This is a genomic window from Thioclava litoralis (assembly GCF_045278885.1).
GTDB lineage: Bacteria > Pseudomonadota > Alphaproteobacteria > Rhodobacterales > Rhodobacteraceae > Thioclava > Thioclava litoralis.
Genome location: NZ_CP135443.1, coordinates 360,664 through 385,911 on the forward strand (window position 1 = coordinate 360,664; position 25,248 = coordinate 385,911).

Sequence of the window (25,248 nt, forward strand, 5' to 3'; positions counted from 1 at the left end):
CCTTTATACCTCGGTCGAAACCGGCTGACCAAGCTTACGCAGCGCCTCGACAACAAGGCTCACCTTCGACCCCTTGGAGCCTTTCACCAAAATCACATCGCCCGCATCGACCAGATGGCGCACGCGGCTGACCATGTCCTGCGCCGTTTCATACCACTCGCCGCGCTTGGCCGCAGGCAGCGCATCGCGCAAGGCCGCCATGCGCGGACCGACCATATGCACCACATCGATCGACGCCATCGGCGCCAGACGCGCCAACCCCGCATGCATCTCCGCCTCGCTCGGCCCCAGCTCCAGCATCTCGCCCAGAATGGCCACACGGCGGCCATGCTTGACCCGCCCCACACCATCTTGCGGCATCTGGGCGGCCAGCATTTCAAGCGCCACCGCCATCGAGGTCGGATTGGCGTTGAAGGCATCATCAAACAGATCGATCCCCTGTTCGGGGTTGATCGGGTCAAACAGCACCCTCTCGCGCGTGCCGCGCCCCGCCGGTGGCACCCAATGCCCCAGATCGATGGCCGCCACCGCCTGCTCGCAGCCAAGCGCCGCGCAGGCGGCAATCGCGCCCAAAGCGTTGGAAGCAAAATGCCGCCCCGGGCTTTGCACCTTGAAAAGCAGATCCTGCCCGCGCGCATCGGCCTGCACCACGGTGGTATCGCCATGAATATCCACCCTGACCAGCCGGTAATCTGCCGCCTCATCCGCCCCGAACGTCACCACCTCGCCCGCCGCTTTCGCCGCCTGCACCAGCACGTCCGACACCTCAAGCCCCAAGGGCACGACACAGGTGCCCCCGGGCTCCAGCCCCTCGAAGATCGCCGCCTTTTCGCGGGCAATGCCGAAGAGGTCGTCGAATGCCGCCAGATGGGCCGCAGCCACCGTGGTGATCATCGCCACATGCGGACGCGCCATCCGCGCCAGCGGCGCGATCTCGCCCGGATGGTTCATCCCGATCTCGATCACCGCGAAATCGGCATCGGCCGGCAGGCGCGCCAGCGTGATCGGCACCCCCCAGTGATTGTTGAAAGAGGCCTCGGCCGCATGGGTCTTGCCCTGCCCCTTGAGCACCTCGCGCAGCATCTCCTTGGTCGAGGTCTTCCCCACCGACCCCGTCACCGCGATGACCTTCGCGCCAGAGCGCGCGCGCCCCGCACGGCCCAGATCCTGCAGCCCCTCCAGAACATCCGCCACAAGCACCAGCGGATCGGCCTCGCTACAGCCTTCGGGAATACGCGACACAAGCGCCGCCCCCGCCCCCTTATCCAGCGCCTGCCGCACGAAATCATGGCCGTCGCGCGCCGCGGTCAGCGCCACGAAAAGATCCCCCCGCGCAATCGTGCGGGTGTCAATGGAGATCCCGCCGATCTGTGCGTCAAGGGTGGCCCGTCCCCGCGTGGCACGGGCAATCTCGGCTGTGGTCCAGAGTGTCATCAGATTTTCCCATCCAGTGCAGCCACCGCAACCGATGCCTGTTCGGCATCATCGAACGGATAGACATCCGTACCGATCACCTGCCCCGTCTCATGGCCCTTGCCCGCAATCAGCAGCGCATCGCCCGGTTCCAGCTTGTCGACCGCCAGCAGGATGGCCTCGGCACGGTCGCCCACCTCGATTGCGGTCGGGCCCGCGCCCTCCATCACCGCCGCGCGGATCAGGGCGGGATCTTCGGTGCGCGGATTATCATCGGTGACAAAGACCATATCGGCATGATCGGTCGCGGCCCTGCCCATCAGCGGGCGCTTGGTCCGGTCACGGTCCCCGCCCGCCCCGACGATCACCACGATCTTGCCCAGCACATGCGGACGCAGCGCGCTCAGCGCCGTGGCCACCGCATCGGGCGTATGGGCATAATCGACAAACACCGTCGCACCGTTCTCGCGCACCGCGACTTGCTGCATCCGCCCCCTGACGGTCGTCAGATGCCCCAGCGCCTGCACCACAGACAGAGGGTCGGCCCCGCAGCCGATCACCAGCGCCGCAGCCGTCAGCACATTCATCGCCTGGAACTCGCCGATCAGCGACAGGCGCACCATCTGCGGCTTGCCCTCCCATGCAAAGCGCACATCCTGCCCTGTGGCATCGGGACGCTTGCCCAGAAGCCGCATCTCGCATTCTTCACCATGCCCCACACGGATCACCCGCTGCCCGCGGGCATGGGCGATCTCGGCCATTGCCTCGCCTTTGGGGTCATCCATATTGATCACGGCCACCCCGTCTTCCGGCAGGACACGGCCGAACAGCCCCGCCTTGGCCGCGAAATAGTCCTCGAAGGTGGCGTGATAATCGAGATGGTCTTGCGTGAAGTTGGTAAACGCCGCCGCGCGCAGGGTCACACCATCCAGCCGCTTCTGGGCCAGACCATGCGACGAAGCCTCCATCGCGGCATGGGTGATGCCGGTCTTGGCCATCTCGGCCAGAAGGCGGTGCAGGGTGATCGGCTCGGGGGTCGTGTGATTGGACGGGGCGGAATAGGCCCCCTCTACGCCGGTGGTGCCGATATTGACCGCCTCATAGCCAAGAACCTGCCAGATCTGGCGGGTGAACGTGGCCACGCTTGTTTTCCCGTTGGTGCCGGTCACCGCGATCATCGTGGCAGGCTGCTGCCCGAAAAACAGCGCCGCCGCATAGGCCAGCGCCTGCCGCGGATCTTCCGCCACAACCAGCGTCGCCCCCGCCTCGGAGAGAGCCGCCTGCACCAGCGCCGCCCCCGCGCGGTCGGTCAGAACGGCCACCGCACCTTTGGCCAGCGCGGCAGGCACGAAATCGGCCCCATGCACCTTCGTGCCCGGAAGGGCTGCAAAAAGATGACCGGGCCGGACCTGACGACTGTCGACCGAAAGCCCTGTAATCTGGCGGTCCCCCCCCGAATGCGGGGTCAGCCCCAATGCGATCAGGCTCGATTGCGGCACATCTGTCGGCATGATTATGGCTCTCTGTTTCAATTTCGGCGCGCGGCGAAAAGGGCGCCGGAGATGACGCGCCTTCCGTCAAAAGCGGCCCCTGCCCCATAGGCTTCATTTATCGCGGGCAAGTGGACAAGGTCAACGCATCGCCTGCCTGCCGCCCGACCGTATCGGCAAATTCCGACCGGTGCGGACAGGCCCCGCGACCTGCCCCGATCACTCGTCGGCGACCGTCTTCTCGCCCGGCTTCTTGGTGACCTGAATACCGGCAATCTGGTCATGCGCGGGCATCGGGCGCAGGCCCAGAAGCGGGGCACAACGGCGGATCACCTCGGCGGCCACGGGCACAGCGGTCCAGCCTGCGGTGCGGCGCGGGATCGGGCCGGAATTGTCCGAAGGCTCGTCCAGCGTCAGCACCAGCACATATTTCGGATCCGAAATCGGGAACGCGCCGGCAAAGGTGGCGATGACCTTGTCGTCATAATAGCCGCCCGTCGGCTTCACCTTATCGGCGGTGCCGGTTTTGCCGCCCACCTCATAGCCCGGCACATTGCCGAACGAGGCCGTCCCCTGCGTCACAACGATCCGCATCATCGCCAGTGCCTTGCGCGACACATCATCGCTGATCACCCGCTCGCCATGACCTTTATCCACCCCCGCCAGAAGTGTGGGTTCGACGCGGATACCGTGATTGGCAATGGTGGCATAGGCCGCCGCCAGATGCAGCGGGCTGGCCGCCAGACCATGCCCATAGCCGATGGTCATCGCCGAAACATCTCCCCATTTCGGCGGCAGTTGCGGCTGGCCCGTCTCGGCCTCGATCAGCTCGACCGAGGTCGGCTTGAGAAAGCCCAGCTTGGCAAGAAACTTCTTCTGCGCATCGGGGCCGAACATCTCGACAATATGCGCCGTGCCGACGTTCGAACTGTGTTTGATAACATCGGTCACCGTCAGATGGGCACCGTAATTGTGGAAATCGCGGATACGGAACCGCCCGACTTTCATCGGCGACTGGCTATCGACGACGGTGGTTGGGGTCACCAGCCCCATCTGCATCGCCTGCGAGACCGCAAAAATCTTGAAGGTCGAGCCCAGCTCGTAAAGCCCCTGAACCGCGCGGTTGAACAGCGGGCTGTCGGAGGCATCGCCCGTGGTCAGCGGACGCGGGCGTTTGTTGGGGTCGAAATCGGGCAGGCTGGCCATCGCCACGATCTGGCCGGTCTGCACCTGCATCAGGATCGCGGTGGCGCCCTTGGCATTCATCAGCTTCATGCCGCCGTCCAGAATTTCTTCCAGCGCCGCCTGCACGGTCAGGTCGATCGACAGCCTCAGCGGCGCGCCCTTATTGGCCGGATCGCGCAGCCAGCTATCGAATTCTTTCTCGACACCTGCCGTCCCCACGATCTCGGCAGAATTCACCCCCTCGGCCCCGAAGCGCGACCCGCCCAGAATATGGGCCGCCACGGCACCATTGGGATAAAGCCGCATCTCGCGCGGGCCGAACAACAGCCCCGGCTCGCCGATATCATGCACGGCCTGCATCTGCTCGGGCGAGATCTTCTTTTTGATCCAGACGAATTTGCGGTTGCCGGTGAAATCCTTCATCAGCCGGTCATGGTCAAGATCGGGGAAAATCTTGATCAGCTTGTCAACCGTGCCCACAGGGTCCACCATCATCGGCGGCTGTGCATAAAGCGCGTGGGTCACAAGATTGGTGGCCAGCACGCGGCCCTCGCGATCGACGATATCGGCCCGCTGCGCATGGATGCCCGAAGGGGCGGCCGCGCGCGGCTCGACCGGCTCGGAGGCCGCAAGCGAGCCCATACGCACGCCCACAACGGTAAAGCCCGCCACAAAGGCGAGCCCCATCACCAGAAGCCGCCCCTCGGCACGCACCCGCGCACGGTCGCGGGTGGCCTCGCCACGGATGCGGGTATTCTCGCGTTCGATATCGTCGGGGTTCTCGCCGCGATTGCGGGCCGAAATGATCTTTGCCAAAGGCCGGAGCGGAATGCGGATCATCTTACAACCCCTCTTTTGGTGCCTGCCCGTTTTTCGCCGCCTGACCGTTCTGCGCCAAGACATCCGGCTCCTGCGGGGCATCCGGATCCGCCATCTCGACCGGATTCGGATAGGGAATTTCCGATACGGTGGCGAATTGGTCGGCCTGTAGCGGCAAAAGCTCGAGATCGGTGAAATTCAGGTTCACCAGTTCCCGCAGACGATCGGGCCGGTTGAGATAGGCCCATTCGGCATGCAGAACGCCCAGACCCTCGTTCAGCGACGCGATCTCGCGATCCAGTGCGCGCAGCTCGTCCCGCTTGTCCTGAGTATCGTAATTGACGCGATACGCCCAGAAGGCCAGCCCCATCACACACAGAGCCGTTGCAAGATAGATCAACGATCTCATCGAGTTCTCCGTTTATGCGGCGTGGCTTTGCCAGCGGGTTCCAGAACAGGGGCAGGAAGCCCCAGCGTGCTACGGTCCGCCGGTGCGGCGGGGGTATCAAGACGACGCGCGACTCGCAATTTGGCCGAACGGGCGCGCGGGTTGTCTATAAGCTCTTCTTCGTCCGGAGGAATAGCCTTTGAGGGCTTATCAAAGCCCGGCACGGCGGATTTCTGCACTGGTGCATAGCGCGAGCCCTGCCCGCCCCCGCCAGAGCGCGCCTGCAAGAAGCGCTTCACAACACGGTCTTCCAGCGAATGGAAACTGACCACAGCCAGAAGCCCGCCCGGTTTCAGCGCGCGCTCGGCGGCTTCAAGCCCCTCGATCAGTTGACCGAATTCATCATTCACCGCAATGCGCAGCGCCTGAAAGCTGCGGGTCGCCGGATGCGACTGACCGGGCTTGGGGCGCGGAAGCGAGCGCTCGATCACCTCGACCAGCTGTTTGGTCGTAGCAAATGGCGCGATCTCGCGGGCTTTCACAATATTGCGGGCAATCCGGCGCGAGGCGCGTTCTTCGCCATAATGATAGAGGATATCGGCCAGCTCCTCCTCATCCAGCGTATTGACCAGATCGGCCGCCGACGGCCCGCTCTGCGACATACGCATATCCAGAGGGCCGTCCTGCATGAAGGAGAAGCCGCGCTCGGCCTGATCGATCTGCATCGAGCTGATGCCCAGATCCAGCACCACGCCATCCACACGCCCCTCGGGCGCGATCTCGGCGGCATAGTCATCCATTTCGGAGAAGGTGCCATGCACCAGCTGCAGCCGGTCGCCATAGTCGCCGCGCCAGCTTTCGGCCATGTCAAAGACCATCGGGTCACGATCCACACCGATCACCGTTGCTGCACCTTCCGCCAAAAGCCCGCGGGAATAGCCGCCCGCGCCGAAGGTGCCATCAATCCAGATACCCTCGACAGGGGCCACCGCCTTCAGCAAGGGACGCAGAAGAACCGGAATATGCGGACGGCCAGGCGCGCTCATAGTCTAGGCCCCCAAAAGCGAGAGCGGGTCGAAATCATCGCCCATCTCGTCGATCCATTGATCCACATTGGCCTGATCGGCATCCTCGAAGGTCTCGGGCTTCCATATCTCGAAGGTCTCGCCGACGCCGGCGAAATAGGCCTCGTTCTCAAGACCGATCTTTTCGCGCAGGAATGCCGGAAGGACCATACGGCCATCCGGATCGATCTCCAGCGGCTGCGATTTGGACAATACCATACGTTGCAGGATGGTACGGTTTTTCGAGCCGCGCGGCAGGGCCGCGATATCGGCCGCAAGCGCCTCGAAGGCGCTTTGCGTGTAAACCGTAAGCATTTTCTGATTGTCCGCCCCGTAGACGATCACCATGCGGGGGCGGTCCTGATTGGGGCGGCTCGGGTCACCGTCGGCCAGTTCTTGGCGATACGCAGCCGGGATCGACATGCGACCCTTGCTGTCCACCTTGAAGGTGTATTCGCCTATGAACATGCCCGCCAATTGCGAACCCTCTCCTGCCCCTCTCGACGCACCTTCTGCCTCTGGCCGTCGGGTGTATTGGCGACCCCGAAGGGTCAGAATGAAAACGGCGGATTGAGCTGCTGCCACTGCCCAATCCGCCGCCCTCGTTCCCATCTCTGGGCTGTCCGACTGCGCGCGCCACCTGGGGGGATGTCTGCTCGCTCGCGCGCCGGATCTCTCTTTTTCGCGTCAGGGGGTGCCTGTATGAAACTGCTCTTTTCGCCGTGAGGTCTTTGTGCCTCTATGTTCCCGCCTTTGCGATGAGTTAGGGATGCCACGGGAATTTACGGGAGGCAATAGGTTTTTAGCTAACAGTTGGTTAATGACCTTGGACAACTCTGTGGATAAGTTAACCTTCTGAGAACATGAGGGGAACGGCATAGTAATAAATCGTGGTTTTGCGAGATTCAGACACCAAATCTAGTGATAAAAAAACTTTTGCTTAATCCCGCCAAATCCCAAATGGCGGAGCGCAATGTCACCCAAAAACCACGGGTCCAGAACTTATTAACTATTTATTAACCACTATCACCGGAGCGTGATCTCTCGTGATCGGCCACCAGAGTCAAGCCCAACTCACCCTCGGAATTCGCCAAAAATTAGACAAAATGCGCCATTTTTTATGATGCAACTGCGGGAGAAGGGGAATATGCGCGAAGCGGTTCCGCTGCGTCACGGGAGATTAACCGGCCAACCGTACCCCGAATCGGAAGCAGGGCCATTATCTCCTCAGTCAGAATCAGAATCGGTCGGCCTCGCCAGAAGCCGACCGTTTCCCGTCATTTCCCGTCCCGCGAATTCCCGTGGCCCGTTCCCGTGAATTCCCAGCGGGGTCCCGTCCTGCCCCCGCCACGGCTTTGCCGGATCGGGCGACACGGATCGGCGTTCTCGGGCGCCGGACCGGCCCTTCAGCCCGCCAGATCCGCGACCCGCGCAAGCGTCGCGGCCAGCCCCGCATAAGGCGCCGCCACAGCGGTTTCGCCCGCCGCAACAGGGGTCCCCGCATCTGCGGCCAGACGCACCTCGATATTCAACGGCAAAGACCCCAAAAGCGGCAGACCAAGCCGCGCGGCCTCCTCGGCCACCCCGCCATGACCGAAGAGATGCGCCTCATGGCCGCATTCCGGGCAGATATAGGTGGACATATTCTCGACCAAGCCCAGCACCGGCGTGCCAAGACGCTTGAACATATCCAGCGCCTTGCGCGCATCCAACAGCGCGATATCCTGCGGGGTGGACACGATCACCGCGCCGTCAAGCTTGGTCTTCTGACACAGGGACAGCTGGATATCTCCCGTTCCGGGCGGCAGATCGATGATCAGCACATCCAGCGGCCCGTAATGATCCCATTTCACCTGCCCAAGAAGCTGCTGCAGCGCCCCCATCAGCATCGGACCACGCCAGATCACCGCCTCGTCCTCTTTCAACATGAACCCGATCGACATCAGAGTGACCCCATGCGCCTGCAACGGCAGGATCGTATGGCCATCGGGCGAGGCCGGACGTTTGGACACCCCCATCATACGCGGCTGGGAGGGGCCGTAGATATCGGCATCCAGCAGCCCGACCTTCACCCCCTGACGCGCCAGCGCAACCGCAAGATTGGCGGAAACGGTCGATTTCCCGACCCCTCCCTTCCCCGACCCTACGGCGATCACATGTTTCACCCCCTCCACCGGCAGCGGACCGGACTGCTTCTTGGGATGCCCGCCAATGGTCGGCCCCTTCGCCCCTGCAGGTCCGGCGGCGGGGATCACAATCGACAGGCTCTTGAGATCCGGCAGAGCCTTCAGCTCGACCTCGAGCCGCGACCGGATCGCCTCCAGCTCGGCCTGCGGTGCCCCCTCCAGCACGAATCGCACCACACCCGCCTCGACTGCCAGCGCGTGAATCAGGTTGCGCTCTGTTACGGTGCCGCCTTGCGGCAGCCTGACCTGCGCGAGGGTTGCCAGAACGGTGTCTTTGGTGAGTGTCATCGGGGCCTCCAGAACTCGAATTTCGCCGACTGTGGCCATTTGGACGCGCTGTTCAAGCCCCCGAAACGCCCTGCCCGCCGTTTTCCCGCAACCATGACGGGGCACACGCAATGAAATATCCGAATCCAGGGGGAAATAGGTCAGAATGTGTTATGCACTTTCCGCATGACGGGCTTGCCGCCGTCACCATTGTGCGAACGCGGCATTTTCGCCATGTTAGCGACAACAGAAGGCGAAAACGCCACGAACGCAAGCACGAACCCAAAGGAATACGCAAATGGCAGTAGCAACTGAAATCCGCCAAGACCGCCGTGGCTTTGGACTGATCGAAGCCCTCAAGGACGCGATCGCTCGTCGCAAACTCTATAACGAAACGCTGGCAGAGCTGCGCTCGCTCTCGACCCGCGAACTGGATGATCTGGGCATGAGCCGCGCAATGCTGACCCGCGTTGCTGCAGAAGCCGCCTACGGTCGTCACTGAACATAAGCTTCCATAGGCTCTCTCCTCCTCCCTGAGCCTTAGGAATGGGCGGCTGTCTCCTCCTCCTCCCTGAGACCGCCGCCACCCTTTACAGGCCCTGTTGCGCCACAGCCGGATACGCCGATCTTCCTCCTCCCTGAAGATCGCGTTTGTGAAGTCGGCGGTTCCTCTTCTCCTCCCTTGGGGAGCCGCCAGACTTCTCTTTCGGCTAGAGACGCCGCCGATGGTCTTGAAACACGGGAAGCCTCTTCCCATTTGCATACGGACAGCCCGCTCCTCCTCCCTAGGGCTGATCGTTTCGCGGTGTTCTCCTCCTCCTCCCTGAGGACACCGCATCAGATACCGCGCCTCACTCCTCCTCCCGAGGCGCGCGTTAGGACCGGTTCTCCTCCTCCTCCCTGAGAACCGTTCCGTTTCCAAGGGCCCTCACTCCTCCTCCCGAGTGCCCTGGTCTACAAGAACGGCGATGCCCCTCTCCTCCCGGGCGTCGCCGTTTTTCTTTAATTCCCCCGAATCCGCCCCTTGTTCACGCGCCCCCTTGCGCCACGGCCCGTATCGCGGCATCACCGCCCAAACGACCGGGAGCCTTTGCCATGCTGTCCTATCAACACGCCTATCACGCCGGAAATCTGGCAGACCTGCATAAACATGCGCTGCTGTCGGTGATGCTGGACTATCTGACCCGCAAGGATAAGCCGCTGAGCTATCTGGAAACCCATGGCGGGCGCGGGCTGTATGACCTGTCGGATGCCTCAGCGGTAAAGACAGGCGAGGCCGCCCAAGGCATCCAGCGCCCCGAGGTCGCGGGCTGGTTCAAACCCGATCATCCCTATGCCCGCGCGATTACTAAGACCCGCGAAGCCCACGGCCCCGATGCCTATCCCGGATCACCGCTGATCGCAGCGACGCTCCTGCGCGAGATCGACAGCCTTCAGGTCTGCGAGCTGCATCCGCAGGAATATCAGGCGCTGTTTCCGGTGATGAAGCGCCATGCGCGGCTGCATAACAAGGACGGGCTGGAGATGGCTGTGGCCATGACGCCCCCCACGCCGCGGCGCGGGCTGATCATGATTGACCCCTCATGGGAGGTGAAAACCGACTATACCGCCATCCCCAAGCTGATCGACAAGCTGGTGACGCGCTGGAATGTCGGCATTATCGCGCTGTGGTATCCGGTTCTGGAAAACCGCGCGCAGGCGGGAATGGTGGCGCGGCTTGTGGGTCAATACCCCGAGGCGCTGTCCCATGAGGTCCGCTTCCCGCCCGCCCGCGAGGGGCATGGGATGATCGGCTCGGGGATGTTCATTATCAACCCGCCCTTCGGGCTGGATGGCGAGGCAAAACGCCTCACCAAACTGTTCAACACGCTTTAAAACGTCACATCATCGGCGCTCTCGGCGGGCACCACGAAAGAGGCGATCAGCTTCTTCGTGCCCGCCATGTCGAATTCGACCACCAGCTTGTCGGCCTCGGTGCCCATAACCTCGCCATAGCCGAATTTCTTGTGGAACACGCGGTCGCCGATATCGAAATCATTCTCGACGGTGACGGCACGCGGGCGCGAAGGCGTCTGGCTGTGCACCCCACGGCTTTGCAGCCGCTTCCAACCGGGGGAGTTATAGACATCGGCACTGGCTGCGCGCGCATCGATCTGGCTGCCCAGCGTCGAGGGCGCGCCCCCGCCCAGACCGGGCGGCGTCATGACATCCACATGATCCGAGGGCAGCTCGTCGATAAAGCGCGAGGGCATCTGCGATTGCCACTGGCCATAGACCCGACGGTTGCCTGCAAAAGAAATGTAACAGACCTCCTCGGCGCGGGTGATGCCCACATAGCCCAGACGGCGCTCTTCCTCGAGCCCCTTCATCCCCGATTCGTCCATACTGCGCTGGCTGGGAAAAAGACCATCCTCCCAACCGGGCAGGAAGACCACCGGAAACTCCAGACCCTTGGCACCATGCAGCGTCATCAGGGTGACCTTGGCCTCGGTATCTTTCGATTCGTTATCCATGATCAGCGCGACATGCTCCAAGAACCCCTGAAGGTTCTCGAATTGCTCCAGCGCCTTGATCAGTTCCTTGAGGTTTTCCAGACGACCCGGAGCCTCGGGGGTCTTGTCGTTCTGCCACATGGCGACATAGCCCGAATCCTCCAGAATTTCCTCGGCCAGACGCAAGTGCGAATGATCATTGGCCGGCGGCACCGCATCATCCAGCACCTCGAACAGGTCATCATCGTCATCGGCAGGGCTGCGCGCCGAGGCAGGCGAGGCCGCCCTCACGACCTCGTTCCAGCGGTCGACATTGGCCACAAAGGCCCGCAGCTGCCCTGCCCCCTTGCCGCTGATCCCGCCCTGAGCCAGCAAGAGCCGCGCCCCTTCCAGCAGGCTGACACCATTCTGCCGCGCCTCGATCTGGATCTTCTGCTGCGCCTTATCGCCCAAGCCCCGTTTGGGCGTATTGATCACCCGCTCGAAGGCCAGATCATCCTCGGGGCTGATCGCGAGGCGGAAATAGGCCATCGCATCGCGAATCTCCATGCGCTCATAGAATCGCGGGCCGCCGATCACGCGGTAAGGCATGCCGATGGTCAGAAAACGGTCCTCGAAGGCGCGCATCTGATGCGAGGCCCGAACCAGAATCGCCTGATCCTCCAGGCTATAGGGCGCCATACCCCGCGTCCCCCGCGAGAGCGCCTCGATTTCCTCACCGATCCAGCGCGCCTCTTCCTCGCCATCCCAATGACCGATCAGCCGGACTTTCTCGCCGCCCTGCTCCTCGGTCCAGAGCGTCTTCCCCAGACGTCCCTCATTGCCGGAAATCAACTGCGAGGCCGCCGCCAGAATATGCTCGGTCGAGCGGTAATTCTGCTCCAGACGGATCACTTTGGCGCCCGCGAAATCGCGTTCAAACCGCAGGATATTACCCACCTCGGCCCCGCGCCAACCATAGATCGACTGGTCATCATCGCCCACACAGCAGATATTCTTATGCCCCTGCGCCAGAAGCCTCAGCCAGAGATATTGAGCGACGTTGGTATCCTGATACTCATCCACCAGAATATATTTGAACCAGCGCTGATAGCGTTCAAGCACATCAGGAAACTTCTGGAAAATCGTGACCATATGCAAAAGAAGATCACCGAAATCCACGGCATTCAGCGTGCGCAGACGTTCCTGATACTGCGCATAAAGCTCGGACCCGCGGTGATCAAAGGCCGCTGTCTCGCCCCCTGTCACACGCTCGGGCGTAAGCGCCTTGTTCTTCCAGCCGTCAATCAGCCCCGCCAGCATCCGCGCAGGCCAGCGCTTCTCATCCATATTGGCCGCGATGATCAACTGCTTGAGCAAACGGATCTGGTCGTCAGTGTCCAGAATGGTGAAATTTGTCTTCAGCCCCACAAGCTCTGCATGGCGCCGCAAGAGCTTCACACAAACCGAGTGGAACGTCCCAAGCCACGGCATGCCCTCAATCGAGCCACCCAGAAGCGCCCCGATCCGGTCCTTCATCTCGCGCGCGGCCTTATTGGTGAAGGTCACGGCCAGAACCTCATTGGGACGCGCCCGCCCGGTGGTCATCAGATGCGCAATCCGGCAGGTCAAAGCCTTGGTCTTCCCCGTGCCCGCCCCTGCCAGCATCAAAACAGGCCCGTCCAGTGTCTCCACCGCTTCGCGCTGCGCAGAGTTCAAACCGTCAAGATAGGGCAGCGCACGCGGCACAGCCCCAGCCATTGCACGCGCAGACAGGCTGACCGCGCCTTCAAATGCGTCATCTTCGTCAAATCGCGCCATGTTCCGGCCCCAAGCGTTCTACCATTGTTCCCGTCATAGCAAAGATGCCCGTCGACCAAAAGGGGGCTCTGCCCCCGTCGCTCGTTCCGAGCGCCTCCCCCGGGATATTTCAGGCAGGTGGAACTAGAGCGCAAACGCTACATTCCAGCTGCTAAAAATATCCCGGAGTGAATTGAGCCGCAGGCTCAAGAGAGGCAGAGCCTCTTACCCCCCGTGAATCAGGCTCGCAAACAATCGAGGGTCAAGGCTTTCGGATGCAAAGACCGACCCTTCTGTCAGCACCGCAACTGCATCATGGCTGTGCAGGCTTTCCTGATGGCTGGCAACAACACGGAAGTCGCCGATACGCGGATCTGCTTTCAGACCTTCGGCCAGGACTCTTACGGCATCTTCAACGAAGATCGGATGAGCGGCATTCAACTCGGCGAAGGCCTGTTCGTCTTCCCGCTTCACCATGACTTGCGTTTCAGTGGGTATCTGGCGGCGGGCAATCGCGATCAGGTCCTCGAACCACAGGCGCTCACCCGGCAGCGTCTCCACCGAGATTCGCGCCACAGAACGCTGGGAGTGTGGTGTCGCCAGTTGCCCGCGTTGCGAACGCGCGTGCTCTGACAGTTCCAGCGAGCAGGGGCAGGTCGAGCTATAGACATAGTCCAGATGCATGATCTTGCGACGCTGGCCGCTATGTTCGATCAACTCCAGAGCGATATCGTAATATTGCCAGCCCGACAGCCCCGAGCGCAGGCTGTCGCGCCGCATCGGGTAAGAGAACGCCATTGCCAGACGTGCATCGAAGCTTTCGAGGTCGGCCTTATAATCGTCCAGCACTCCCGCCATCACATCCAGCGAGAAATCCGTCTCGGAATGGGCATAGAAGGACCGCATGATGCGGCTCATATTGATGCCTTTTTTCTCGGCTTCAAGGCTGACCGTACCGGTGACCGAGGTTTCCAGCTCGCGTTCGCCGCCGTCGCGGCGGCGGTAACGGATCGGGAGCCGGAAGTTCGAGATCCCCACGTGGCCGATGCGCGCCTTGGCCCCTACAATCAACGAGGACGGCCCGTTCTGCAGATCGGGCATTGTGGCCTTATAGGCCTCATCCACGGTAAAATCGTGATCGTAGCGGCGCGTGAGATCCGGATAGTTGGCCACTTCCCGCCCGGGCAGGAGCCGCGCAATCGCCGGATCCAGTGCGGCTACTTCTTCCGGTGTGACGGAAGCCGCCCAATCCCGCAACTCGTTCAAAGCTGCGCGGGCACGTTCCTGACGGGCATCAATACGGCGATCGACGTTCATGGGATTTGTCCTTTCCGTAGATCGCACAGATAGGGTGGCAGATGTGATCGTGCCACCCTTTTAACGACAAAAGCTTATCAAACTGCGTCAAGTGCCCCGACGATATCTTTCACCAGATCATCGCCATCCTCGATCCCGATCGAGATGCGCACCATGCCGGGGGTGATCTTGATTTCGGCGCGTTCGTCTTCGGTCAGGTTCTTGTGGGTGGTGGTCGCGGGGTGGGTCGCGATGGATTTCGCATCCCCCAGATTGTTGGAAATCTTCACGATCTCCAGCGCATTGAGGAATTTGAACGCGGCCTCCTTGCCCCCCTTCAGATCCAGCGCCACCATCGTGCCACCCGACCCCATCTGGGCCATCGCCAGATCATGCTGCGGATGGCTCGGCAGGCCCGGATAGATCGAGCGGTTCAGCGCCGGATGGCCTTCGGCAGCCTTGGCGACCTTGGCCGCGCTTTCGGCCTGAGCCCGCACCCGCAGATCCAGCGTCTGCATGCCCGACAGGTGCAGCCATGCGTGATAGGGGCTCATCGCGCCGCCGGTATGTTTGGCATAGGTTTCGAGCGGCCCACGGATGAACTCGCGGTCGCCACAGACCACGCCGCCAAGCGCGCGCCCGCCGCCGTCGATATGTTTGGTCGTCGAATAGACGATGATATCCGCGCCCTGCGCCACCGCATTCGAGAAAACCGGCGAGGCGAAGACGTTATCGACCACCAGTTTCGCGCCATGCGCATGGGCGATTTTCGCCACGCCCGTGATATCGATCACTTCCAGCCCGGGGTTCGAGACCGACTCGAAGAAGCAGAGCTTGGTGTTGGGCTTGATCGCGGCGTCCCATTCGGCAAGCTGGGTGCCATCGACCAGCGTGACCTCGACGCCAAAGCCCTGCAGCACCTTCAGCACATAAAGGCACGACCCGAACATCTGGCGCGCGGCCACGATATGGTCGCCCGCTTTCACCTGAGAGGTCAGCGCGGCATTGACGGCGGCCATGCCCGACGCGCAGGCAAAGGCGTCTTCGGTGCCCTCGATCGCGGCGATCCGGTCTTCGAACATGCGGGTGGTGGGGTTGCCGTAGCGGGCATAGATGAATTCGTCCGGACCGGCATGCAGGAAACGTTCCTCGGCCACTTCTGCCGAAGGGTAGACAAAGCCTTGGGTCAGAAACAGAGCCTCGGCCATCTCGCCATACTGGCTGCGGCGGATGCCTTCATGAACCAGTTTCGTGCGGGTGTTCCAATCCTTGGTCATCGTCGTCCTCATCCTAAATGGCCGGACCGTCACCCGGCGCTTCTTGCCGATGCGATACGCCTATAGGCTGGGCCGGTCAAGGATTGGCTGCCCCGGAACGCCTCAGTCGTCGGTCTTGTCCTCGGCGCTCTCCTCAAGGGCATAGCGTTTCAGCAGCCCCCCCTGCGCCATCAGGAAGACGAACATCAGGATCATCAGGCCGAAGGTCTTGAAATTGACCCACATCTCTTCCGACTGGGTGCGCCAGATCACTTCGTTGAGCACCGCAAGCCCCAGAAAGAACAGCGCCAGCCGCTTGGTCAGGATGGTCCAGCCCTCGGGTTTCATCGGCAGATTGTCAGAGAGCACAAGCTGCAACCACGGTTTGCCCAGCAGCAGCCCCGCGCCAAGGATCCCCGCAAAGAGCAGGTAGATCAGCGTCACTTTCATCTTGAAGAATTTCGGATCATTGAGCCAGACCGACAGCCCGCCGAAGACAATCACCAAGACAAGCGTCGCAATCTGCATCGGCGCCAGCTTGCCCGTCAGTTTCCACAAGATCAGGGTGCAGATGGTCAAGAGCGGAATGAACATCGCCGTCGCGACGATAAAGCCGTGATATTCCGTGCCGTGGAACATCACCGTCTGGTCCTTGAGTTTCATATAGACCACGAAAAAGGCCAGAATGGGACCCCATTCAAGCGCGCCTTTCACCACGGGGCTGATCTTGCGTTCCGACATATTCCGTCCTGTCCTAGCTGGGCCTTTATTCCGATATGCCGCGTTCGGGGCGCAAAGTCACGCCCCGCACGGCTCACGGTGCCGTCAGGCCTGTTTCACGGGTTGGGGCCATAGCCGATCTGCAGACCAAAACCGCCCTGCGCCAGCAGCTTCGTGCCATAGGCCATCGCCCTATCCTGCGCCTGCAGTTCTTCCTGCGTCAGCGACAGCGATGGCACCCTGCCCCGCAGATCCACCGATAGCGCATGCTGTGGATGCGGCAGGTCCCCGATCAACCGCACAAGCGCCGCGCGTGACGGCGCATCGATATAGGCGTCCGGCAGCGCCTCGGCCAAAGCCGCATATTGGGTTTGCAATGCGGCAAGAGCTGCCGCAGGATCACCCTCTTCAGGCAAAAGCGCCATACCCATCGGCATCAGGGCAACCGCCTCGAACAGCCACGGCAAGGCCAGATCCAGCGAGAAAGCTTCGACCGAAGGGAAGCTCGCCTGTTCGACGGGGGCCGCGAAGAACGCAGGAGTGACCGACCCCAGCGTGAAGGACAGCTGCGAGACCTGCCCCAGCGGATCGGTCACCTCCATCCGGTTCAACCGCAACTCGGCATCTTCCTCGTTCCAGTCGAGATCCAGCGCAACCTGATATGCCGCCATCCGCGCGATTTCATTCTGTAGATAGGCCATCTTGGGCGGATAGCCTTCTATCCCGCGGATGCCATAGAACAGGTTGGATACACGCAGATCCACATGCGAGGGCAGCGCATCGGGCCGCAGCCCCGCATCCATCCCGCGCAGTGAGACATCCAGCTCGTCAGCATAAAGGGCCGCCAAATCAAGCGGAAGCGGAACGACCAGATCGCGGAAAATGCAGCGATCGCCGTTCTGCTCCTGCGTGCCATAATCGACCTTTGCCAACGCAAGCAGCTCTGCCACCGGCGCACAGGCTGTCTTTTTGGCATCATCGGCGGATGCAGGTCCCGCCATAAGCGGAAGCGCCAGAAGGGGCATCACCCTGACGCCTAGCGAAAGCCCCTGTGTAATAAATCTTCTAATACTCACGTCCTTCTAATACTCATTTCGCCTCGATCCCCACCAGCGCCTGCGCGAATTCCTGCGGGTCGAAGGGGGCCAGATCGTCGATCTGCTCGCCTACGCCGATCGCATGGATCGGCAGGCCGAAGCGGTCTGCCAGCGCCACCAGAACCCCGCCCTTTGCGGTGCCGTCAAGCTTGGTCATCACCAGCCCCGACACATCGGCCAGCTTGCGGAAGGTTTCCACCTGGTTCAGCGCGTTCTGCCCCGTCGTCGCATCCAGCACCAGAAGCGTGTTATGCGGCGCGCTCGGGTCTTTCTTGCGGATCACACGGACGATCTTGGCCAGTTCTTCCATCAGATCGGCGCGGTTCTGCAGGCGGCCTGCCGTGTCGATCATCAGAAGGTCTGCGCCCTCGGCCTCGGCACGGGACATCGCGTCAAAGGCAAGGCTTGCAGGGTCTGAGCCCTCGGGCGCGGTCAGCACCGGCACATCGGCGCGCTCGCCCCAGACCTTCAGCTGCTCCACCGCGGCTGCGCGGAAGGTATCGCCTGCCGCAATCACCACCGATTTTCCGGCGGCCTTGAACTGGCTGGCCAGCTTGCCGATGGTCGTGGTCTTGCCCGAACCATTGACCCCCACCACCAGCACCACCTGAGGACGCTTGGGGAAGATCGGCATCGGCTTGGCAACGGGCTCCATGATGCGGGCGACTTCCTGCGCCAACAGCCCCTTGATCTCGTTGACCGAAAGCTTGCGCCCCATACGGCCTTCGGCAAGGTTTGCCGTCACGCGCAGGGACGTATCGACCCCCATATCCGAGGCAATCAGCAACTCTTCGAGGCTTTCCAGAAATTCGTCATCCAGCACACGGCGCGGGCTGTCATCGCGCGCCCCGCCCAGAAGCCGACCGAAGAAACCGGGCTTGCTGGCTGGCGCGGCAGGGCGAAGCGGCTCCGCTGCGGCGGGCATTTTCTGGACCGGAACCGCAGGCGGCACAACAGAAGCCGCGTCCTGCGTTTGCGGCTGAGCGGACGGCTGTGCATCGGGCCGCGACATACCCGCCCCCGCATCCCCCGACCCTGCCGCCTCGGGCTTATCCTTTTCCGGCGTTACCGCCTCGGGCTTGTCCTTTTCCGGCGTTACCGCCTCGGGCTTCGTATCTTCGGGCGCCGCCACACCCTGTGCATCGGGTGCGACGTCAGGCACTGCTTCGGGTTCGGGCAGCGCCGGCTTTTCGGCCACAAGATCCTCGATCCCTTCCTCAAGACGCGAGGAGGACCGTGTCAGACGGGATTTCAACTTTTTGAAAAACGACATAGCTTGCCCCTATACGCCTAATGGCCCTGCCCTGACGGCCCCGACCAGATTGGTTTCGTTTTCACCTAATCAATCCTGCCGAGCGATGGAAGGGCTTGCCAAAGCATTCTCCACGCAAGCGCAGGGAAATTGCGCCGTTTTCCGTCGATTCCACCCCGAAAATCCCGTATCACCGTCGCAACCTGCCCAGATCCACTGAAGGACCCCCATGAAGCGCCCGCCCGGAACATCGCTTTTCGCCTGTGCGACACTGGTGCCCATGATCTTGGTCGGGCTGGCGGCAGAGCTTGGCGGCTGGTGGTGCCTGCTGGCTTTCTGCGCCAGTTCGACGGTTCTGCACCTGCTCGACAGGCTCTTCCCCGCCCCCCTGCCGGATGCGCCGGAAGGGGTGGAATTTCCGGCCGCAGACGGGCTTCTGCTGGCAATTTTCGCAGGCCATCTGGTTATCCTCGCCCTGTGCCTGAACGCACTGGTCACAGGATGGGGCGCCACTCCGCTGCCCATCACTCCCCTGCACAAGAACCCGTTCACGCTTGCCCTGTCCAAACTTGCCCTGTTTCTTGCATGTGGTTTCGTTCTGGGGCAGGTGAGCGTGCCCGCCGCCCATGAGCTGATCCATCGCCGCAATCGGCTGTTCTTCCGGCTGGGACAATGTCTCTATATCACACTGCTCTTCGGCCATCACGCCTCGGCCCATAGGCTGGTGCACCATATCCATGTCGCCACCCCGCAAGACCCCAATTCCGCGCCGCGCGGCATGGGGTTCTGGACCTTCCTGCCACGCGCTTGGATCGGGTCTTGGAAAGCGGGCTTGCAGGCCGAAGAAGCGCTGCGTCGCAAGGCGGGACGTCCGGTCCGGCACAGGGTCTATCTCGCCTATGGTCTGGGGGCTGTGCTGATGATCTGCATGGTGACACTGGCTTGGGGGCCTTGGGGGCTATGCGCCTATCTGGGCCTATGCGCCCATGCGCAGATCCAGCTCCTGCTGGCCGATTACGTGCAGCATTACGGGTTAAGGCGGCAGATCCGGAACGGGCGGGTCGAACCGGCAGGACCGGATCACAGCTGGGATGCCTGCCCACCCGCCTCTTCGCTCTGGATGCTCAACGCTCCGCGTCACAGCGACCACCATGCCCATCCCGCACGCGCCTATCCCGCCCTGCGGATCGGCGAGATCACGGCAACCCGCCCGATCCTGCCGCGCTCGCTGCCGGTCATGGCGACGCTGGCGCTCTGCCCGCCGATGTGGCGGCGCGTCATGGATCGGCGGCTCGACCGGCTCGCTGGACCCGCTACGCACACAGACAGGCGCTAGCAGGCGGCCGTCGGCAAGGTCCCGCGGCCAGAAGCGGCTTGGCGCGGCCTTGGCGCAGGGAAAGGCCACGCAACGCAGCGGCGGTTCCACCCACCAAAACCGCCGTGAACTTCGCGTCCAGCCCCCGCAAAAGCCCCTGGCTTCCAGCCCCCCGGATAGAATGCGCGCATAGCAGGCGTTTCACGGGGCTGTGGGTTTCACATTGGCACGGTTTTTGCCAAGATGGCCCCGATCTTGCCCAGCCGGAGCCCCTGATGCGCGCCCTCGTCCTCGCCTTCCCGCTTGCCCTCCTTGCCACTGTGTCGCAGGCCGAAGATGCCACGCCCCCGCTGGATGCCGCGGGGTTCGACGCCCGCACCACCGGAAAGACAATCACCTATTCCGCCAATGGCCAAGCCTATGGAATCGAGCAATATCTGCCCGGTCACAAGGTGCTCTGGGCCTTCACCGAAAGCGCGTGCAAAGTGGGCACATGGCAGCAGCAGGGCGAAGAGATCTGCTTCGACTATCAGGACGAGAACGGCCAGCAATGCTGGAAGTTCTACGATACCGACAAAGGGCTGAAAGCCCAGTTCATGGGCGATGGCGGTATGTCCGAACCGCTAATCTCGCTCAGCGAAAGCGAGACCCCGCTGAATTGCCCCGGCCCCGATATCGGCGTCTGACAAGTCTCGAAGACCTATAGGTAAAGCGCCCCGATGCGGCACGCATCGCGCGGACTGGCGGGGTTCAATGCCCCGACAGGACGCGGCCCCGCCGGAGATCGGCGCGATCAGAACAGACTGCCCTGCTCTGGCGGTGGAGTCTTCACCGCCTTCTTGGGCGCCTTTTTGGCGGATTTCGGCGCAGCAGTCTCCGCCACGGGTGATTTCGGCTCGGGGGCCTTGGTCGCCTCAGGCAACGGCCCGCCCTCCCCACCAGTGACCACCGGCAGAACGCCATCGGCAAATTCGACCTGCAGCGCCGCGTGACCAGCCGCCTCAACAGCCGTCGTCACCACGCTCTCGCCCGCGCGCACCACCGCATAGCCGCGCTTGAGCGTCTCGCGATAGCCCAAAGTCTGGCGCATGCGGTCCATCTGCTCCAGCCGCTCACCCAGCTGACGGATCCGGCGCTGCTGCGCCTGCGCCATCCGCTCGCCCAAAGCCTCCAGCCTTTCGCGCGACTGCGCATTGCGCGAGCGCGCCAGATCAAGGTTGCGCGCCCGTGCCGAAACCAGCCGCGCGGACAGCCCCTCAAGCCTGCGCCCCTGTTCCGAAAGCCCCCGCGTCAACAGGGTCGGAGACAGCCGCGCCTCGATCCGGCCAAACTCGGAGCGCTTGCGCAAAGTCACCCCGCGCAGCGCCGGATCCAGCCTGTCGGCCCACCAGTCATAACGCTGGCGCACAGGGTCCAGAACCGCCTCGGGCCGCCCCAAAGCACGCGACAGATCGCTATGGCGCTGGCGCTGGATATCCACCCGCGCCCGCACCGCGCGTGCCATCCGCGCCCCCGCATCCTGCAGCCAGACAGCCAGCTCGCCACGTACAGGCACCGCCATCTCGGCCGCAGCCGTCGGCGTGGGCGCCCGCTTGTCCGAAGCATAGTCGATCAGCGTGGTATCGGTCTCATGGCCCACCGCCGAAATCAGCGGAATACGGCTTTCCGCCGCCGCCCGTACGACAATCTCTTCGTTGAACCCCCAGAGGTCCTCGATCGAGCCACCCCCCCGCGCAACGATCAGCAGATCGGGCCGCGGGATCGGCCCGTCAGGGGCCAGCCGGTTGAAGCCACGGATCGCCCGTGCCACCTCGCCCGCACAATTTTGCCCCTGCACCGCCACCGGCCAGATCAACACATGACGCGGAAAACGGTCACGCAGCCGGTGCAGAATATCACGGATCACCGCCCCCGAGGGCGAGGTCACCACCCCGATCACCTTCGGCAGCCACGGCAGGGGCCGCTTGCGCCCCGCATCAAACAGACCCTCGGCGGCCAAGGCCTTCTTGCGCGCCTCCAGCATCGCCATCAGCGCGCCCGCGCCTGCAGGCTCGACGGTATCGACAATCAGCTGGTATTTCGACTGGCCCGGAAAGGTGGTCATCTTGCCGGTGGCAATCACCTCCATCCCCTCTTCGGGGATCACGGCCATCCGGTCCACCTGCCCCTTCCAGCTGATCGCAGCGATCACCGAGCGGTCGTCCTTCAGGTCGAAATACAGATGCCCCGAGCGCGGGCGTGTCGCACGCCCCACCTCGCCGCGCACCCGCACGCGGCCGAATTCGCCCTCGATCACGCGTTTGACCGCCCCCGAAATCTCGGAGACCGTGTAATCATGGGCGTTGTTATTGCCGCTCGGGCCTGATTCATCTTCAAAAAGATCCATGCCCCTGTTTCGCCCATCCTCCCTGCCGCTTCAAGGCGTCAATGCCACTTGCCCGAAAGCCCCCTTCGCCGTAAACGGGGCGCGATCACACGAGTGCGGCAAAGGGACGACATATGAACATTCTGGTTCTTGGAAGCGGCGGGCGCGAACATGCGCTGGCATGGGCCATCAAGCAAAACCCCAAATGCGACCGTCTGATCGTCGCGCCGGGCAATGCGGGGATTGCCGCGATTGCCGAATGCGCCGCGATTGACCCCTGCGATGCGCAAGCCGTGCTGGACCTGTGTCAGGAACAGGCGATCGATTTCGTGGTGATCGGCCCCGAGGCCCCTCTGGCCGCAGGTGTGGCCGATGCGCTGCGTGCGGCGGGCCTTCTGACCTTCGGCCCCTCGGCCGAGGCCGCGAAACTCGAGGCCTCCAAGGCCTTCACCAAAGCCGTCTGCGATGCCTGCAACGCCCCCACCGCCGCCTATGCGCGCTTTGACAATGCCGATGCGGCCCGCGCCTATGTGGAAGCACAGGGCGCCCCCATCGTCATCAAGGCCGATGGTCTGGCCGCAGGCAAAGGCGTGATCGTCGCGATGACGCTGCAAGAAGCGCTCGACGGCATCACCGAGATCTTCGGCGGCGCCTTTGGCGAGGCCGGCGCAGAGGTCGTGATCGAGGAATTCATGGAGGGCGAGGAAGCCTCGCTCTTCATCCTGTCGGATGGCGAAAATATCGCGGTCGTGGGCGGCGCTCAGGACCACAAGCGCGTGGGCGATGGCGATACCGGCCCCAATACCGGCGGCATGGGCGCCTATTCCCCCGCCCCCGTCCTGACGCAGGCGGTCGAGGATCTGGCCATCACCCAGATCGTCAAACCGACCGTGGCCGAGATGGCGCGTCGCGGCACCCCGTTTCAGGGCGTGCTCTATGCGGGCCTGATGATCAAGGATGGCCAGCCGCGTCTGGTGGAATATAACGTCCGCTTCGGCGATCCCGAATGTCAGGTGCTGATGATGCGCTTGGGCGCGCAGGCGCTGGACCTGCTGCTGGCCTGTGCCGAAGGGCGTCTGGATCAGGTGCAACCGCAATGGGCCGATGACCATGCGCTGACCGTGGTACTGGCAGCAAATGGTTATCCGGGCAGCTATACCAAAGGCACCGAGATCCGTGGCCTCGACGCCCTGCCCTCGACCTCAAGCGAAACGGTCTTCCACGCGGGCACCACGGCAAAAGACGGCGCAATCCTTGCCACCGGCGGGCGCGTGCTCAATGTCACTGCCCGAGGCGCTACGCTACAAGAAGCCCGCGACCGCGCCTATGCGCTGGTCGACCAGATCGACTGGCCCGAGGGCTTCTGCCGCAAAGACATCGGCTGGCGCGCGCTCTGAGCCGCGTGTCGGGGGCGTAACGCGCCCCCGAGGCCCCGCCCGAGCGGGAGGACCTCCCTCCCCGAGGAAGGGGCCACCCTGCTGGGCTATTCCTAGCGCCGGACATCATCCCAGACAGGCACCACAGGCTGGCGCCCCTCGGCATAGCCCGGCACCGTCGCATCCAGCCGCCGCGCCAGTTCCGGCAGGCGGCTGACCGGCACTTTGGGAAACAGATGATGTTCGCGGTGGTAGAACATCAGATAGGCGACCCAAGCCAGTGGCCCGCGCTGGCTGCGCCCTGCAAGCCCCGTCTCTTCCGTCCCTTGATGGGTGATCCACACGGCAAAAAACGCCGTCAAACACTGCCCCAAAGCCATCGCCAGAAGATGGAACCGCAGCGTCCCCCCTCCCCAAGCCGCAGGCAGCAGCACTCCCAGCAGCACCAGCGCCGCCACCAAAGCCCAATCCACCAACAGCCTGCGCCGCCAGCGCGCACCGCCCCGCGCCCATGTCGTTGTGTTCAGCTTGACCGGAAACCTCGGCCCATAGCGCAGCACCTCCCAAAAGCTCATGCGCGCGCAATGGCCCTCGTGATCGCCCTCGCCCATCATGTCGCGGTGATGCTCCAGATGGCAGAAGGCATCCGCATGGTTCGACCCCAGCATCAAACCGCTTAGCCCATGCATGATGGCGTGATCCACCGCCCGAGGAGCACCAAGATTGCCATGGATCGCCTCATGGTTCAGCCGCAGGCAGCACAGGAAAAACATAAAGCTACAGGGAAACCCCAAAGGCCAATACGGCCCCGCATAAAGTACCAAAGACCCGACAAACCACGGCAGCGGCAAGGCCAGTTCGATATATTTCTGATAACGGGGGATCTGCGTCAGATCGTGATACTCGACCCCTTTCGGGGCGCGCTCGAATTCGGTCATAAAAACCTCTGCAGGAAATCGCAAAATAAATCCCGCTCGGTCTAACCAGCCCGTGCCCCGCCCGCAAGTCAGCCCCTTACTGCACCAGCGCCAACCACGCCGCCCCAAGCGCCAGACAGGCGCTGCCCATCTGCCAAGGCCGCAGCCGGATGAAATACAAAGGCACCTCTTGGCGCCGTGCGGCCCTCGGGTCCAAGACCGCATAAATCGCATAACACAAAGCCAGCAGCATCAGCCCAACAGTTTCGGGCAGGATCAGCGCCAAAAGCCCAGCGCCGAACATCCCCAGCATCGCCGCCAGCTGCCCGACCCGAGGCCCGCCCGGCGTGCGGAAACTCAGCCCCCGCCGGACACCTGCCAGAAACATCACGATCCCCGCGCTCCATAGAACCAGACCGCGCAGCGCCAGCCCCTGCATCTCGCCCTGAAGACAGACCGTCAGCGCCAAGAGCCAGATCGGCACCATCGCCAGCCAGCCAAAAACCGCCCCGTCCAGAGGCACCTGCGCCTGTTCCTCGATCCTGATTTCGCGCGCCATCCCCTGTCCTTT

At 62.8% G+C, this 25,248-nt stretch carries 21 protein-coding genes; 5 read left to right on the forward strand and 16 right to left on the reverse strand.

Going from position 1 to position 25,248, the window contains the following annotated elements; all coding sequences use genetic code 11:
• Positions 1-3 precede the first annotated feature (3 nt).
• From murF to RPE78_RS01720, 7 genes are all read right to left on the reverse strand, one after another.
• Positions 4-1,434, reverse strand: coding sequence for a UDP-N-acetylmuramoyl-tripeptide--D-alanyl-D-alanine ligase (gene murF, locus RPE78_RS01690; protein ID WP_406721056.1), 1,431 nt, complete (start codon positions 1,432-1,434; stop codon positions 4-6).
• A complete protein-coding gene (locus RPE78_RS01695; protein ID WP_339107794.1) occupies positions 1,434-2,924 on the reverse strand; it encodes a UDP-N-acetylmuramoyl-L-alanyl-D-glutamate--2,6-diaminopimelate ligase in 1,491 nt (496 codons plus the stop codon). The genes murF and RPE78_RS01695 overlap by 1 nt, the downstream gene beginning before the upstream one ends.
• Positions 2,925-3,122: 198 nt before the next feature.
• Positions 3,123-4,928, reverse strand: a complete 1,806-nt coding sequence (locus tag RPE78_RS01700) for a penicillin-binding protein 2 (protein ID WP_339107795.1) — start codon at positions 4,926-4,928, stop codon at positions 3,123-3,125.
• A 1-nt stretch (position 4,929) separates the two neighbouring features.
• Entirely contained in the window at positions 4,930-5,316 is a 387-nt protein-coding gene (locus RPE78_RS01705; RefSeq protein WP_339107796.1) for a cell division protein FtsL, read from the reverse strand.
• Entirely contained in the window at positions 5,313-6,341 is a 1,029-nt protein-coding gene (rsmH, locus tag RPE78_RS01710; RefSeq protein ID WP_406721057.1) for a 16S rRNA (cytosine(1402)-N(4))-methyltransferase RsmH, read from the reverse strand. Before rsmH ends, RPE78_RS01705 begins: the two co-directional genes overlap by 4 nt.
• A 3-nt stretch (positions 6,342-6,344) precedes the next feature.
• Positions 6,345-6,827: a division/cell wall cluster transcriptional repressor MraZ gene (gene mraZ, locus RPE78_RS01715; RefSeq protein ID WP_406721678.1), complete on the reverse strand. Its 483-nt coding sequence runs from the start codon at positions 6,825-6,827 to the stop codon at positions 6,345-6,347.
• A 938-nt stretch (positions 6,828-7,765) separates the two neighbouring features.
• A complete protein-coding gene (locus RPE78_RS01720; protein ID WP_339107799.1) occupies positions 7,766-8,833 on the reverse strand; it encodes an Mrp/NBP35 family ATP-binding protein in 1,068 nt (355 codons plus the stop codon).
• A 277-nt stretch (positions 8,834-9,110) separates the two neighbouring features.
• Between RPE78_RS01720 and RPE78_RS01725 the strand changes: the two genes are divergently transcribed.
• Together RPE78_RS01725 and rlmJ are read left to right on the forward strand one after the other, a co-directional pair.
• On the forward strand, positions 9,111-9,314 hold the full coding sequence (locus RPE78_RS01725) for a DUF1127 domain-containing protein (protein WP_339107800.1): 204 nt from the start codon (positions 9,111-9,113) through the stop codon (positions 9,312-9,314).
• Between the two features lie 593 nt (positions 9,315-9,907).
• Positions 9,908-10,687 (forward strand): 23S rRNA (adenine(2030)-N(6))-methyltransferase RlmJ, encoded by a 780-nt coding sequence (gene rlmJ, locus RPE78_RS01730; protein WP_406721058.1) that lies wholly within the window; start codon positions 9,908-9,910, stop codon positions 10,685-10,687.
• Here rlmJ and RPE78_RS01735 read toward each other — a convergent pair.
• From RPE78_RS01735 to ftsY, 6 genes are all read right to left on the reverse strand, one after another.
• The gene (locus tag RPE78_RS01735) at positions 10,684-13,104 is read right to left on the reverse strand and encodes an ATP-dependent helicase (RefSeq protein ID WP_406721059.1); all 2,421 of its coding nucleotides are present in this window, start codon (positions 13,102-13,104) and stop codon (positions 10,684-10,686) included. The genes rlmJ and RPE78_RS01735 overlap by 4 nt on opposite strands.
• A 204-nt stretch (positions 13,105-13,308) precedes the next feature.
• Complete coding sequence (gene folE2 / locus RPE78_RS01740; protein ID WP_339107803.1) at positions 13,309-14,400, reverse strand: GTP cyclohydrolase FolE2; 1,092 nt, start codon at positions 14,398-14,400, stop codon at positions 13,309-13,311.
• 77 nt (positions 14,401-14,477) lie between these two features.
• On the reverse strand, positions 14,478-15,656 hold the full coding sequence (metZ, locus tag RPE78_RS01745; RefSeq protein WP_339107804.1) for an O-succinylhomoserine sulfhydrylase: 1,179 nt from the start codon (positions 15,654-15,656) through the stop codon (positions 14,478-14,480).
• A gap of 102 nt (positions 15,657-15,758) precedes the next feature.
• Positions 15,759-16,376, reverse strand: a complete 618-nt coding sequence (locus RPE78_RS01750; protein ID WP_406721060.1) for an inner membrane-spanning protein YciB — start codon at positions 16,374-16,376, stop codon at positions 15,759-15,761.
• 95 nt (positions 16,377-16,471) lie between these two features.
• On the reverse strand, positions 16,472-17,380 hold the full coding sequence (locus tag RPE78_RS01755; RefSeq protein ID WP_406721061.1) for a hypothetical protein: 909 nt from the start codon (positions 17,378-17,380) through the stop codon (positions 16,472-16,474).
• Between the two features lie 64 nt (positions 17,381-17,444).
• On the reverse strand, positions 17,445-18,725 hold the full coding sequence (gene ftsY / locus RPE78_RS01760; RefSeq protein WP_406721062.1) for a signal recognition particle-docking protein FtsY: 1,281 nt from the start codon (positions 18,723-18,725) through the stop codon (positions 17,445-17,447).
• Between the two features lie 208 nt (positions 18,726-18,933).
• On the opposite strand from ftsY, the gene RPE78_RS01765 reads away from it, so the two are divergent.
• Positions 18,934-20,040: an alkane 1-monooxygenase gene (locus RPE78_RS01765; protein WP_406721063.1), complete on the forward strand. Its 1,107-nt coding sequence runs from the start codon at positions 18,934-18,936 to the stop codon at positions 20,038-20,040.
• A 254-nt stretch (positions 20,041-20,294) separates the two neighbouring features.
• Positions 20,295-20,705: a hypothetical protein gene (locus RPE78_RS01770; RefSeq protein ID WP_406721064.1), complete on the forward strand. Its 411-nt coding sequence runs from the start codon at positions 20,295-20,297 to the stop codon at positions 20,703-20,705.
• A gap of 107 nt (positions 20,706-20,812) precedes the next feature.
• Here the strand turns inward: RPE78_RS01770 and xseA are convergent, their stop codons facing one another.
• Positions 20,813-22,405, reverse strand: coding sequence for an exodeoxyribonuclease VII large subunit (xseA, locus tag RPE78_RS01775; RefSeq protein ID WP_406721065.1), 1,593 nt, complete (start codon positions 22,403-22,405; stop codon positions 20,813-20,815).
• Positions 22,406-22,518: 113 nt separating this feature from the next.
• On the opposite strand from xseA, the gene purD reads away from it, so the two are divergent.
• Positions 22,519-23,781, forward strand: coding sequence for a phosphoribosylamine--glycine ligase (gene purD / locus RPE78_RS01780; protein WP_406721066.1), 1,263 nt, complete (start codon positions 22,519-22,521; stop codon positions 23,779-23,781).
• A 92-nt stretch (positions 23,782-23,873) separates the two neighbouring features.
• Here the strand turns inward: purD and RPE78_RS01785 are convergent, their stop codons facing one another.
• Complete coding sequence (locus RPE78_RS01785) at positions 23,874-24,698, reverse strand: fatty acid desaturase (RefSeq protein WP_406721067.1); 825 nt, start codon at positions 24,696-24,698, stop codon at positions 23,874-23,876.
• Positions 24,699-24,774: 76 nt separating this feature from the next.
• Positions 24,775-25,236 carry a DUF3429 domain-containing protein gene (locus RPE78_RS01790; protein WP_406721068.1) on the reverse strand — a complete coding sequence of 154 codons (462 nt, stop codon included), beginning with the start codon at positions 25,234-25,236 and terminating at the stop codon, positions 24,775-24,777.
• Positions 25,237-25,248: the final 12 nt, after the last annotated feature.